This is a genomic window from Bradyrhizobium sp. 142, from assembly GCF_023074015.1.
Classification (GTDB): domain Bacteria; phylum Pseudomonadota; class Alphaproteobacteria; order Rhizobiales; family Xanthobacteraceae; genus Bradyrhizobium.
This window is the reverse complement of record NZ_JADPKQ010000120.1, coordinates 1-13,212: the sequence shown is the minus strand read 5'-3', so window position 1 is coordinate 13,212 and position 13,212 is coordinate 1. Positions and strand designations below refer to the sequence as shown.

8 protein-coding genes and 3 pseudogenes are annotated in these 13,212 nt (G+C 60.3%); 8 read left to right on the top strand and 3 right to left on the bottom strand.

The features are described 5' to 3' along the window. Positions 1-4 precede the first annotated feature (4 nt). The 5 genes and pseudogenes from virB10 to IVA82_RS12150 all read left to right on the top strand — a co-directional run bounded on the left by virB10 (position 5) and on the right by IVA82_RS12150 (position 5,492). Positions 5-1,150, top strand: coding sequence for a type IV secretion system protein VirB10 (virB10, locus tag IVA82_RS12170; RefSeq protein WP_247386374.1), 1,146 nt, complete (start codon positions 5-7; stop codon positions 1,148-1,150). Beyond that, positions 1,147-2,177 (top strand): annotated as a pseudogene (virB11, locus tag IVA82_RS12165) (P-type DNA transfer ATPase VirB11). The gene virB10 and the pseudogene virB11 overlap by 4 nt, the downstream one beginning before the upstream one ends. Beyond that, a complete protein-coding gene (locus IVA82_RS12160) occupies positions 2,143-4,107 on the top strand; it encodes a type IV secretory system conjugative DNA transfer family protein (RefSeq protein ID WP_247386372.1) in 1,965 nt (654 codons plus the stop codon). Before virB11 ends, IVA82_RS12160 begins: the two are co-directional and overlap by 35 nt. Continuing rightward, positions 4,073-5,227, top strand: a complete 1,155-nt coding sequence (locus tag IVA82_RS12155; protein WP_247386370.1) for an LPD7 domain-containing protein — start codon at positions 4,073-4,075, stop codon at positions 5,225-5,227. The genes IVA82_RS12160 and IVA82_RS12155 overlap by 35 nt, the downstream gene beginning before the upstream one ends. After that, positions 5,217-5,492 carry a hypothetical protein gene (locus IVA82_RS12150; RefSeq protein ID WP_247386368.1) on the top strand — a complete coding sequence of 92 codons (276 nt, stop codon included), beginning with the start codon at positions 5,217-5,219 and terminating at the stop codon, positions 5,490-5,492. Before IVA82_RS12155 ends, IVA82_RS12150 begins: the two co-directional genes overlap by 11 nt. A gap of 132 nt (positions 5,493-5,624) precedes the next feature. Here the strand turns inward: IVA82_RS12150 and IVA82_RS12145 are convergent, their stop codons facing one another. Beyond that, entirely contained in the window at positions 5,625-6,107 is a 483-nt protein-coding gene (locus IVA82_RS12145) for a hypothetical protein (protein ID WP_247386367.1), read from the bottom strand. Positions 6,108-6,466: 359 nt separating this feature from the next. Between IVA82_RS12145 and IVA82_RS12140 the strand changes: the two genes are divergently transcribed. Next, positions 6,467-7,783, top strand: coding sequence for a cytochrome P450 (locus IVA82_RS12140; protein ID WP_247386365.1), 1,317 nt, complete (start codon positions 6,467-6,469; stop codon positions 7,781-7,783). A 1,389-nt stretch (positions 7,784-9,172) separates the two neighbouring features. Here the strand turns inward: IVA82_RS12140 and IVA82_RS12130 are convergent. Then, positions 9,173-10,015 (bottom strand): cyclic nucleotide-binding domain-containing protein, encoded by an 843-nt coding sequence (locus IVA82_RS12130; protein ID WP_247386363.1) that lies wholly within the window; start codon positions 10,013-10,015, stop codon positions 9,173-9,175. An 888-nt stretch (positions 10,016-10,903) separates the two neighbouring features. Here IVA82_RS12130 and IVA82_RS12125 point away from each other — a divergent pair. Together IVA82_RS12125 and IVA82_RS12120 are read left to right on the top strand one after the other, a co-directional pair. Then, positions 10,904-11,107, top strand: coding sequence for a cold shock domain-containing protein (locus IVA82_RS12125; RefSeq protein WP_247386361.1), 204 nt, complete (start codon positions 10,904-10,906; stop codon positions 11,105-11,107). A 294-nt stretch (positions 11,108-11,401) separates the two neighbouring features. Continuing rightward, positions 11,402-11,722 (top strand): annotated as a pseudogene (locus IVA82_RS12120) (transposase); the annotation flags it as partial. A 528-nt stretch (positions 11,723-12,250) separates the two neighbouring features. Here the strand turns inward: IVA82_RS12120 and IVA82_RS12115 are convergent. Beyond that, positions 12,251-13,124 (bottom strand): annotated as a pseudogene (locus IVA82_RS12115) (IS110 family transposase); the annotation flags it as partial. Positions 13,125-13,212 lie beyond the last annotated feature (88 nt).

The following is a 13,212-nucleotide window of genomic DNA, read 5'->3' as shown; positions in this document are numbered from 1 at the left end:
CGACATGACCGAACATCACGATCAGACGATCGCCGGCGACCGTGGCATTACCCCCGTGGGAGGAGGGGACAATGGTCGCTCCGCAATGCTCAAACGCGGCTTCGGCGCGCTGGCGCTCACCGCATTTGCCGCTCTGATCATCTGGGGGACCTGGAAGGGCGATAAGCCGGTCACCGATTCCGCGCGCAAGCTGGTGATCCGCCAGGCGGCGGCGTTCGAGCCTATCCCGGAAGCGCCCGCCGCGCCCGTTACCACGGCCTCAATTGGAGCCGCTCCGGTCGCAGCCACGCCAGCCGCCCCCGCGCCCGCCTCCGACCAGCTTCTGGAAAGTGCCCGCCGCGCACCCGTGCTGGCCTATAACCGACCGATCTCTGCCGGACGTGTGGCCCACGACAGCGTGACCGGAAGTGTCGTCACCGATCCCTATGGATTTGGCCGGGGGGAGCCGCGCAACGACCTTGCTGACAGGCTGAAGCCCACGCCGATCGAGGGCGTGCGCGCAGCGCGGCTTCCCAACCGCAATCTGCTCATCACCCAGGGCACCTCGATCCCGTGCGTGCTGGAGACGGCGATGTCCTCCGACGTGGCGGGTTTCGTCTCCTGTGTCGTGGTGCGCGACGTGATGTCGGATTCCGGCAACGTGGTGCTGATGGAAAAAGGCACGCAAGTGGTCGGTGAATATCGCGGCAATGTTCGGCGCGGTTCAAAACGCCTGTTCGTGCTATGGACCCGCGCCAAGACACCGACCGGCGTCATTGCGGCATTGGCCTCGCCGGCCACTGATGCGCTAGGCCGCGCCGGCTTCGACGGCGACATCGACACCCACTTCTTTGAACGCTTCGGCTCGGCGCTCCTGCTGTCCGTTGTCAATGATGCCTCCTCGATCGGACGTCAGCAGCTGCAGGACAGCTCCATCCAGATCAACAACACTACCGGCGCCACCAACAGCGCCGCGGCGATCGCCGTCGAGCAGTCCATCAACATTCCGCCAACGCTGAATAAGAACCAGGGCGAACTGGTCAATATCTTTGTCGCGCGCGACGTCGATTTCTCCTCGGTCTATCAATTGCGGCGGGTTGAGACCCGCACGCAGATAATGGACCGCACCATCCCAGGGGGCCTCGTGGCCCCGGCCCTGGTGACAAAGTGAGCGCCATACACTCCGTAGAGCGGGATGGCAGCCGGCTCGTGCTGGCGCGCTATCTCGAGCCATTGGCTCCATTTCTGGCAGATAAGTCCCTGACCGAAATCGTTGTCAACCGCCCCGGCGAGATTTTCGTGGAAGGTTCCGGCGGCTGGACCCGGCACGAAGCGCCAGCTTTGACGCATGCCTACCTTTCGCACCTGGCGACCGCAGCTGCCGGCCACACCCGCCAGGACATCGGTCCGGAGCATCCAGTGGTGTCGACCACCCTGATCGGCGAGGAGCGCTGCCAGATCGTCGTCCCGCCGGCTGTGCCCGCCGGCACAGTCAGCCTCACAATCCGCAAGCCGTCGGCTCTGACGATGACGCTGGATGCCTTTGAGCGGGTAAAGCTTTTCGATGAAATCCGCATCGCCAACGACGAACTCACTGCCGATGAGCATCGGCTTCTGGCTCTGAAAGACGCTGGCGCCGGCGGGATTTCCTCGAGCTTGCCGTATCAACTCGGCGCAACATCATCATTTCCGGGGCGACTGGTTCGGGAAAGACGACTCTATCAAAGGCGTTGATCGCGGCGATCCCGGCCCAGGAGCGGCTCATCACCATCGAGGACACCGCCGAGCTTGTCATCCCGCATGAAAACTCTGTACGGCTGCTTTATGCCAAGGACGGGCAGGGCGTCGCCAAGGTTGGACCGCGCGAACTTCTCGAGTCTTGCCTGCGGATGCGGCCGGATCGCATCCTCCTGCAGGAGCTGCGCGATGGGACCGCATTCTTCTATCTGAGGAATGTGAATTCGGGCCATCCAGGATCGATCACAACGGTTCACGCCGACAGCGCTCAGCTCGCCTTCGAGCAACTGACGTTGTTGGTCAAGGAAAGCGCGGAAGGCCGCGACCTGCATCGCGACGACATCCGCTCGCTCCTGCTGCTTCTCGTCGACGTCGTCATCCAGATGCAGAAGCGGGACGGCCGCTACCGCATTTCGGAGATCTACTATGACCCCCTTCGCAAACGCGACCAGGTCAGTTAGGGCCGCGCGGGGCCTCGCGGTCGCGGTCGCGGCCTGCGCGCTGTTCCTGCTGGTCGCCTCGAACGTCCTGCTGCTGGGGCTCCGGCTTCACGACGGCGGCCTGCACTGGTCGGAGATCGCCACGGGCTGGCCCCGTTACGGCGCTGACCCACGTTTCGACCGCTGGCTGACCCTTTCGACCCTCGCCGGGGTCGTTGTGGTCTTTGGCCTGCTCGGGGCTATCTTCCGGCACCGTCCTCTCCCGCTTCACGGCAGCGCTCGTTTCGCTTCCGAGCGCGAGATCAAGGCCGCTGGCCTGCGATCCAAGGAAGGCGTGCTACTCGGCCGCAAGGACGGTGCGCTGATCTGCTTCGGCGGATCGGAACACGTCCTGGTCTACGCTCCGACCAGGGCCGGGAAGGGCGTCGGCTATGTCATTCCAAACCTGCTCAATTGGCCGGATTCAGTTGTCGTGCTGGATGTGAAGAAGGAAAACTGGGATCGTTCCGCCGGGTTTCGCGCAGCCCACGGGCAAGAGGTCTATTTGTTCGACCCGCTCGAGGAAAACGGTCGCACCGCGCGCTACAATCCTCTCGGTTACGTCCGCGGCGATCCGTCGGATCTCTATGACGATCTGCAGCGCATCGCGGTGATGCTGTTTCCGGCCGAAAGCCGGGGCGATCCCTTCTGGTTCGAGGCGGCCCGCTCGGCCTTCGTGGCAATCGGCGGCTATGTCGCGGAAACGCCTGGGTTGCCATTGACGATTGGGGAGATCCTGCACCAGTTGTCTGCTGCCCCCGACCTCAAGGCACATTTTGAGAAGATTATCGCCGCGCGCAAGTCTGGCCCTTCGCCACTATCGCGACACTGCATCACCGCGCTGAACGATTTCCTCGCGGCTTCTGAAAACACCATGAACTCGGTGCGCAAGACCGTGACGGCTAGGCTCGGTCTCTGGCTCAACCCTCGCATCGATGCTGCCACGTCGGCCAACGACTTTGATTTGCGGCAGCTGCGGCAACGGCCGATGTCAATCTATCTCGGTGTGACCCCCGATAATCTCGACCGCATGGCGCCGCTTCTCAATCTGTTTTTTCAGCAGGTGGTCGATCTCAATACCCGCGAGCTGCCGGAGCAGAATTCGAAACTCAATCGCAAGGTGCTGCTGTTGCTGGATGAGTTTCCGGCGTTGGGCAATGTCAGTGTGCTCGCCAAATCGATCGCGTTCATCGCCGGTTACGGCATCCGCCTGCTGACCGTCGTTCAGAGCCCGGCGCAACTCCGCGCGATCTACGGGACCGACGCGGCACGCAACTTCATGACCAACCATGCCGTCGAGGTCGTGTTCGCCCCAAAGGAGCAGGACGTGGCAAATGAGCTCTCGGAACGCATCGGCTACGACACCGTGAAGGCGCGTAGCCGCAGCGGACCGAAAGGGCTGGCGATGCGCTCGACCAGCGAGACGATCTCCGAACATCGGCGTGCCCTGATGCTCCCGCAAGAGCTGAAGCTTCTCCCAAAGTCGATGGCATTTATCCTGGGCACCGGAATTCCTCCGGTTATCGCTGACAAGATCGTATATTACGAAGACGAGGGTTTCCAGAGACGTCTGCTACCGGCCCCAGTGCCGGAGATGCCCAGAGGCCGCTCGACCGCGCTGCTTGACGCCGAGATCAAGGAGCTTCGCTCCGAGGTCGCCGAGCTCCGGGCGGCATTTCGGTCGCGGCCGATGACGGACGAGGAGGTCGCCGATCCTTCCACGATCCCCGCCGGCGCCAGTTTCGATTTCGGGGACGTGGAGGTGGATCTCGAAGGGCTATCCGAGGAGGACATGAAAGCCTGGACTCTGAATTACATTGACTCTCAGGCCATCCCGCCGGCGCGGCGGCCAAGCCGCAAACAGAACGGACGACAGCATGAACGGCATGCCGGACCACAGCGAGGACTTTAGCCTCGAACGGCAGGATCGCGCGAGTGGCGATCCTAACAAGTCGGGAGAGAATTCGGCAGCGAAGTCAGTGCCGACCGACAAGTCATCCTCCGCGACGGTCAATGACAATGCACTCCCCGATCGTATCCGTCGCAAATACTACGTGGTGGCCAATGCGTATGAAAAAAATGGGCTAGCCGGGGAAGCACGGCTTTACGCCGACGAGCGCGGCGAGTATCTCGCCTTCAAGGTCACCGAAGATCGTCTGGTCACGCGTTTGGCCGCAGCCGAGGTAATCCGCGACATGGTCAGCGTTGCGCAACATCGGCAATGGGAGTCTCTCCAGGTTCGCGGCTCCGCGGAATTCCGGCGGGAGGCCTGGCTCGAAGCTGGCGCGCGCGGATTGGAGGTTCAGGGGTATCAGCCAACCGAGCTTGACCGGCAGACGCTCGCCGATCGGCGAGAAATGAGGGACCGGACCCGTTCGGACACGCCCGAAGTCCGCTCGGCCACGATTACAGGTGAGCGCGCGAACAAGTTCGACTACGACAAAGGCATATCGGGACGCCTGATCGAGGTCGGTCAAGCCCCCTATCGCAATCGCAGGGACGCCGAGGCTTCGACTTATGTTGCTCTCGAGCTCGAGAATGGACGGCAGCATCAGGTATGGGGCGTTGGTCTTGAAAAGGCGACGGCCGATAGCAAGGCACGACCAGGCGATCGCGTTCAAGTACGTAGGGACGGCGTCGAACAGGTCACGAAGGAAATCAAGGTGATTGATGCCGCCAACCGGCAGACCCGCGTTGAGCGGCGGCAGGTGCAGCGTAAGCGCTGGCGGGTGACGGCAGAAAAGTTTCGTTCAGCCGATCGTCAGACCGCGGCGCGTGATGTCGATCTGGTCGCAGCGCAGTCGCAGATGGTGAACATCGAGAAGGTACTAGAACGAGTGTTTCCGAACGACGAGCGCGCACGCCAGAGTATCACCGAAGCAGCGAGGGAGCACATTGCGCGACACCTTGAAGAAGGGCGTTCGTTTGCGAGGGCCGCAGTCGTAGAGCCCGTTCGAGATCGTCAGCGATCAGAAGGAGATAAGGAGCTCCGTCCAGGCGAACGATTGAGAATGCAAGAGCGTGACCGCTGAACGCGCCGGGTCAACAATCAACCCGTCCGCGCCGTGCGACGTTACACTCAGGGCGCTGCTGGATGCCGGTTATCGGGACGAAGCGAAGGCATTCCGTGAGTGGGGTCTCAGAGCTGCCGGTGGCGAACCGGAGAAGGTCAGGATCATGTACCGGGTCGACGACTCGCGCGGGTTCGAGGAATGGACCCGCGCCGCGGCCTCACAGCGGCAGCTCGACCTCTATGGCGAACTCCTGGAATTCAATAGCTGCCGCAGCGAAAGCTGAATTTTGCCCACGCACGCGAAAGCGAGCTGATCACAGCCATCGTTGATGAGGTCGACCGCGTCTCGGACCAGCCAGACCGCGGTTTGCGGGAGTTGAGGGGGATTTGCGTCACTACGCCTATCTTCCAACGTCTCAGCGCGGGCGGCGGTGGATCATTACGTTGCTCGGCGTGATCTGCATCTGGTAGCTGCCCGCCATTTCCTTCGGCGGATGGCAGTGTTGCGCGACCGGATGCATCGCGAAATATGCGAACGAGCATTCGATCGCGAGCGTGAGACATTCGTTGAACTCTACGGAGCTGATGCGGTGGGCGCCAGACTTCTCAACTTTCCTCTGCTTGGCTTTCTGCCGGTAACTCACGAAGGCATCCGCAAGACCATCGCCGCCATTGAGCGCGAACTCGTGCAACAAGGCTAGTGTCCACCGCCGCTCAGCAGGCGCCATTTGCGAAGGAGCATCCCAACGTGCGGCGGGCGGCAGGCGGCTTGCCTGCTGATGCAGGGCAGACGGGCGGAGGCGAAGAAACCGTTTGAGCATCTTGTGCGGACACGCATTGATCTTGGGTTTCCGGCTGAGGAATGCGCCGATAAGGGCAAACAGCAGGCCGAATGACAATGAAGCACTCCAAATTGTCGTGGCGCGTTGGGCTCTGCCGGCATGTCATCGCCGCGGATGCTGATGGATGTCAAAAAAGCGGGGTAGTTGCGAACCGGACCGTGACGCTGCGACCAATAAACAACGACCCGAAGAATTGGGTTCCGCCAACGGAACCATTGCAGCTTTTTCCTGTTCTACTCTTTCCGAGCCGAGGATTCCTCTAGTGTGGTGCATTCGCGAAGCGGTTGCTTCCGCGGCACCGGGATTGGCGATGTTGCAGCGCGTAACCCCCCGTACATCCCTCCGAAGCCGGAGCCTCCGGAGCGGCTTCCAGGCTTCCTCGGCGTGTTGGGGCGTCTTCGCCGGAATCCGCTCGAGTGCTGGAGCGCAGAATTCTTCGCGAGCCGATCGTCCAATCAGGCTTCCGCTGTTTAGGGCTTTATCGTCAACGATCCGCTGGCGATACCCGTGTCTTGATGGAGAACGCTCCGAATTACCGCAAGGACCCGATCCAGCGCCGCATCCTTTCGAGCGGGCTTGCCGCCGGTCTGCTGAGCGTGGAAGGCGAGCGATGGGAGATGCAGCGCCGAACGCTCGCACCGCTGTTTGCCAAGAGAACCGTGAATTCCTTTTCCAGCGCGGTGCGACGGGCCGCCGAGCAACTGGCTGATCGGTGGATGAAACTCGGTGACGGCGCGGTTCTCGATGTGGCGGCAGAGATGACGCTGGTGACGCTCAGCGTCCTCGCCCTGACCATATTTTCCGATGGGATAGGCGGGAATCCCGAGGACTTCCGAGCGGCCATGAATGCCTATTTCGGCGTGATCGGGCGCATCGGCATCCTCGACTTGCTTGGGCTGCCACCGACGGTCCCGCGCCCCGGGCGTTCACGTCTACGTCGGACAATGGGCTACTTCGAAGGCGCGATCGATGAAATCATTGAGACCAGGCGGCGCCGATTGAACAGCTCCGATTCCGCGCAGGCGAACGATCTGCTGACACTTTTGCTTCAAGCCAGCGATCCCGCAACCGGTCGGGCGATGAGTTTGGCGGAAGTCCGCTCGAATATTCTGACGTTTCTTTCGGCGGGACATGAGACTACTGCCAACGCGCTCTCATGGTCGATATTCCTGCTCTCGCAATCTGCGGAATGGCGAGCGCGGGTTCAGGAAGAGGCCGAACGCGAATTGAACGGATCGATCGATGGCTTGGCGGATCGGCTCGTCGTTACGAAGGCAGTGGTCGAGGAAGCGCTGCGCCTGTATCCGCCGATCGCCGCGCTCAGTCGTTCCGCCGACCAGCCGGACACGCTCGGAAACTTCCGGATCGGGCAAGGCGCCTTGGTGGTGGTCGCACCGTACGTGCTTCACCGCCGTTCCATGCTTTGGGATCGACCCGACGTGTTCAATCCGGCTCGGTTTCTGCCAGAAGTCAGAAGCGCCGTGCCGCGGTTCGCCTATCTGCCGTTCGGAATAGGACCACGAACCTGCATCGGAGCCTCGTTCGCTCTGCAGGAGGCGGTGATAGTGCTGGCCGTGCTGATGAGCCGCTTCGATCCCACGATGCTGGACGGGGCAAAAGTGTGGCCTGTCCAGAGCGTCACGTTGCGTCCTGCCCCGGGATTACCTATGCGAGTGACATCGAGAGCGCGGCGATCTTCACCGTGCGAGCCGAGCCGCGTGAGAGTTAGCTGACCTGGCGCGTCATGTTAAGACACTGGCTTACAAGCCTCGGCGGTCATCTTCGGGGCTTTCCGGCTGATCTCACTTGACCGATGATGATAGTCCTTGGATGGCTGCGGATTGTACATTCGGGGGGCTTGCTCGCACGGCAAAGCGAGCAGGTGGTCATCTCCTAAGCGACCTGGCGTGATTGTCAGCGTCTTTGCCGAGGCTTCCAGCTCGGCCGAAGCTGAAGCAGCGGCCTCCACGATTTCGCCCACCGCGTGCCTCGAGCTCGCTCGCAAGCATCTCCTGTTTACGGCGAGCCAGGCGGCCTGCTCGGTGCTTTCGGCTCCGGTTCCAAAGCCCCAATCGACAGCCCGTTCTCCTTTATCACAAGGAGAGCCTTCCCATTTGGCGCCGATCTCGCGGTTCCTCACCTGCACAAAGCTGCATAGCCTCAACCGCTTTGAGCGGTCTGGCCGAGCTCGTCTCTCAAGCAGCGTCGCGCGGCCTTGATCTGGGCCTCGGTAGCACCCTGACTACGGGCATACATTTCTGCCGTCGCTACCGAATATCTTGCAACGTAGTACCGAACGTCAGAGCAGGACATTCTTTGCCTCACACCATGCTGGCCCGCCGCGTGTGCGGCAGAGGCCAACGGCAACATTAAAGTGGCAGAGACAATTGCACGCATCAACATCTTGTACCCCCAAAGGCATCAACTGCTCTGTCCACTAGTTCTCACCCGCGTGCGCGGTGCAAATTAACAATGGCGCTGAGGACGAATTCCATTTCGGGTGTTGCCGTTATGCTTCAGCTTCTAGGTCATCCTCCACGGTTAGATTGACTACGTTCCTGGGTCGGCGATTGAGCTGCCGTTTTCGCTCGCTACTTCTTCTGGCTACTACGGCAGCTGATTGACAGATTCCCTGAACTCAGCGAGCCTCGAGCGCGGGGAACCCGCCGCTCTCGCGGCGTGAATGAGATCACACGGGAAAGCCCGGCGTGACGTAACGGTTGGGAAGGCGAACAGCACGTAATGCAGTGCCGGTCGATCCGGCGATCAGGACAACCCACATGGGCCACAGCATCGTCGTGCGAGGTATTGACCGGGACCTGATCCGCCGAGCGCATTATGCCAGCGGTCACGTGAACCGCGCAAAAGGGCCGAACACATCGCTGCTCCGACCAATGCTGCGACGTGAAGATTCTTATTGCCAACCTGGAGCCGTCCACACATGCCCCATCAGCGCAGTAGCGGCGCGTCTGGTTGAGGTCCGCTTATTGAGCCGCGGACTAGATTCGGCTCTGGTCGGGGTTTTTCGCATTCTGACCCCGAGCGGACGTCGTTGCCTCGCGAGACCTGCACCGCGTCGGGACAGTTCTGTCACCACTAATGGAGGAATCAAGAGCCAAGCTTCAAGCCGCACCATCCGCGGCTGGGGTCTGTCGCGCCGCTTTCTCTTGCGCGAGAGTTGCTTCCAGCCGCGCGATGTTTTCCTGGAGGCGCTGGTTGTTTTCCAGCAGACGGCGACTAGTGAGGAGGAGGATGTAGTAGCCGAATTGCTGATCACTTTGAAAGTAGATTTCAAGCAACCTTTCATAAGTTATAGTCAGGACTTGTCCGTCTTCTATGCACTCGACCGTTCCGGTTCGTCGGTTATCGGGCGAAAGGAAGCCAAGTTCTCCCATGAGACGCCCTGGCGGAATCTCGACGCCGATTTCTTTGACGAGAAACTTCCCGGTGACGGTGAGAAACATTTCGGCCGCCGCATCACCCTTCCTAAATAATCGGTCGCCATGACGATATCTGCGTTCGGTCATGAAGGGTTTGAGCCATTCCATCGACATGTCACCTTGCGTCGCGTTACTTGCCTTCTTAACGAGCCTGAGCAGTTGACGGAGACGAACGGCGTTGACCGGCAGCAACAGCAGATATAGCAGAAAGGTGGCGACGCTTCCGGAAAGCGCGCCAGAGGTTGCGAAGAATGCACAGCCGACCATATTCGCGACCCGCAGCGGCACCATTCTCTGCATCAGCAAGGTAGCGACAAAGAAGATTGCGCCGACCAAGGCAAACATGCTGGCGAGCGTGATGTTGGCCAGTACAATTTCCAGCAGCCGATCGAACAGTGCGTCGTAGGTGATGTTGTTGGGATCAAGCCCCATTTGAACGAGAATCTTCGCAATCCTGAGATTATCTGCCGCCGTATCAAGGATGCGGTTTAGTATCTTGGGAAGATCTGCACTGATGGGCTCCATTGGATCATCTCTCACAAAGCGATCAGTATCCCCCGAATACATCCCGGATATTGATGATCGAGGGGCGATATTGAAGGCGCCTTTTGTTGCGGGCGCATGAGTCCGAACGTGGCCCATCTGCGACTTCGGAGTTCCATCGCTCTTCGACCGCTGTTGGCGGTAAACCGGACATCAGGCGGCCAATCACTTACAACAGGTCGGCCGCGAGGTTCAGGCCGTCGCGGCCATCAGCGACAGGAAAAGACCGGCTCCGCAAAAACATCAGGATAGTCTTTGCTCGACCTCCGCGCCCATGGAACGCGATAGCATCTTCGCTAGTGCGGCAATCATCGGTCTCCTCCGGAGAATGCAGCGATGAAGAACAATAGCCTGCGACGGCTTCGGCGAGTGTGAGCCAGCTCTCAGGTCCGGCGGCATCGTTTGGGCCGCTCGCGTGCCCGTCCGGACTGCAGCGAAGGGCGAGCGCAAGTGTTTAGGCGGTCTTGCCGTGCTTCGGCTAGTTGTCTCGGGTTGGAATGCTGAAGCTGCGCAGGTGCTCGCAAAAGTTCTTCTGCAGCAAACCCGTCCGCGCCATCGGGTGGGCTAACCTGCGTGGTCTGTAACCGATTGAGCGTCTCGCTTCGCTTGAGCACGAGCTGTTAGCATATCCAGCTTCGATTGGTCCTCGCTCAGACGCCTTTCGACATACTGCCGTTCGAACTCTGTCAGAGTGGTTTGCAATAAGAAGTGATAGCGTTGAATATTGTTGCGATATGCCCGGGCCAACTCGTCAATCATCGTCGTCGCCTTTCCGTGTCTGAGACAACAAACAATTCATCGTCGGCTTGATGGCTTGATGGGCAGGCGGCCAAGCAACAGCAGGCGCGGAACATCCCCGCCGCGCTCTCCATGCTAGCGAGCTTTTCTTTCCCAATCTGTGAACTATTTCACACTCTCCAAGCGATCGTCGCCTGCGTGGCAACAGGCATTGTGAAGTGGTTTAACGGGGAGCGCGCCGGATTGTCGAGCTTGGCTGAGGACCAGAAGGTCTCTTATGAAGCTCAAGTCGATCAAAAGCGCGGCAAAAATAGTGCCGAAAATCTGTGCGTCTGACGACAGCTGCAGCGACAATGGGCGCGGCGTTTTGATCACGGCATTTTCTGCCCGAAGTCTCTCTGTAGCGTGTGGAGAAAGTCGCTGGCATGGTCGTATTGCGCGTTGCCGTTCGTCATATGACGGACGCGCGATTCATTGACCGACCACCGGTTTCGGAGCCGAGCAACTCAACTCTGTCCGACCACTGCTGCAGCAAAGTATCGGGTATATCGCTCCGCAGATCCGACCATCTTCAAAAGGGAATGTTCGCCCCGGGTCTTGTGGTCGTGATGCGCCTTCGCCGCATAGATCGAGACTTTCACCAAGGGGCGCGACTTTGCCGCCTGGTTGGGTCTCACGCCTCTTCAGAAATCGACGGGTGGCAAACAGAGGCTCGGTGCGACATCCAAGATGGGCGAACGCACGCTCAGGCGCCTTCTCATCATCGGCAGCAGCGCGGTCGTGCAACAGGCGAGCAAACGCGGTGCGCCAAGGGGATCACTCGAACAGATGCTGGCTCGCAAACCGCGCATGCTGGTGACGGTCGCGCTCGCCAACAAGATGGCGCGGATCGTCTGGGCGCTACTTATCAAGCAGGAGAATTACAGGGCTCCGGTCGCAGCCAAGGCGTGATCCTGGCGGACCTGAGGTCGTCGGAGATGTAGCCGGTCGAAGGAGAGTATGGCGCAACAGTCCGCGAGACGAGACCGGAAGAACCAGGTGTACTCATCGTGCCTACCGAGCACACCTTTATGATTTGGTTCCGGTCTGCGAACTCCCATACGGGCCCGCAGCTTCATCGCTGCACCATCAGAGGCCGGACAGATGGCAGCATCCGACTACGTGCCGATCTTCTTCAAAAATCGCTTGCATCTCGCGGGGCGTCCACAGATGAGTACACGCTTCTGTAATGGGCCCGATGATGTCAAGCCTCCCGAGTGAACGTCACGCCGCCGAGCTCATGCTTCTGTCCGTGGTCGACGCCTGGCCGCCACATCATGCTGTCAGAGGGATCGGTGAGCCTATCTAGGTACGCGTGGTTCGTCGGACGACGGCCACTGGGCGTGTAACGGCTTCACCGCATCCACCGTCCCGGCGACGGGACTTCGGGCACTGGGCTCTGTTCAGCCCGATTGCTATTCCGGCTCTTCTCCTCGTGCTCTATGCTGCGATCGGGCTCGCTTCACCCCATCGGTAAGTTGTGCCGTCGACCCAGATCCGATGCAGGATCACTGCAAGCTTACGTGCCAAGGCAACTTTTGCGCGCTTCGAGCCTCGCCGCTTGGCGACATCCATCCCCCAGCGCTTGAGTTTTGAGAACCGCATGATGCGCGATAGCAGAACGTTGGCGGCTTCATACAACACCGTTCGCACCATCTCATCGCCAGCCAGCGTGATTCCGCCCGTGACGTCCTTTTCTCCCGCTTGGTACTTCTTTGGCGTGAGCCCGAACAGTGCGCCTGCCGCCTTCGATTTTGAGATGCGATAAGGGTCATCAATCGCCGATTTGTAGGTAATAGCCACCAGGGGACCAACGCCTGGTACTGTCATCAGTCGGCGACAGACCGCATCGTCACGCACAATTGCCAGCACAGCCTTGTGTAGCCTTCCGTACTCTGCCTTCAAGGCCGATCGCGCCGAAAGCATCGCGCCGGCAATGCACTCCAATGTAGGCTGACCCGCAACCAGCTCTCGGATCCGCGCTTCGAAAGTCTTCCGCGTTACCGGGCCAACCTTCAGCCCGAAGCCGCGCAAAATCCCTCGGATACTTAATTCCACATCGATAAGTCGCCCGAGAAGCTGTTTGCGTGCAATCAGAAGTGCCCGGATCTCCTGCGCGCCGACCGACTTCGCATGTACCGGCTGGAACCATCCCATCTGGATCAACTGGGCGATCCCGCGGGCATCCTTGCGATCAGTCTTCACCGTCATTGCAGACAATGCGGCCTTCACATGCCGCGTCTCGAGCAGGACTGTCTCGAGCCAAGCCCGAATGCAGCCATTGCGACAGCGGCCCCGCCTCCTATAGCGCGACAATCTGGATGGGAAGCGCGCGACAATCAGGATGGCGAGTCGGTGTCGCGGCGAGGTGATGATTGCCGCGATGATTGTCGCGCGCAAGA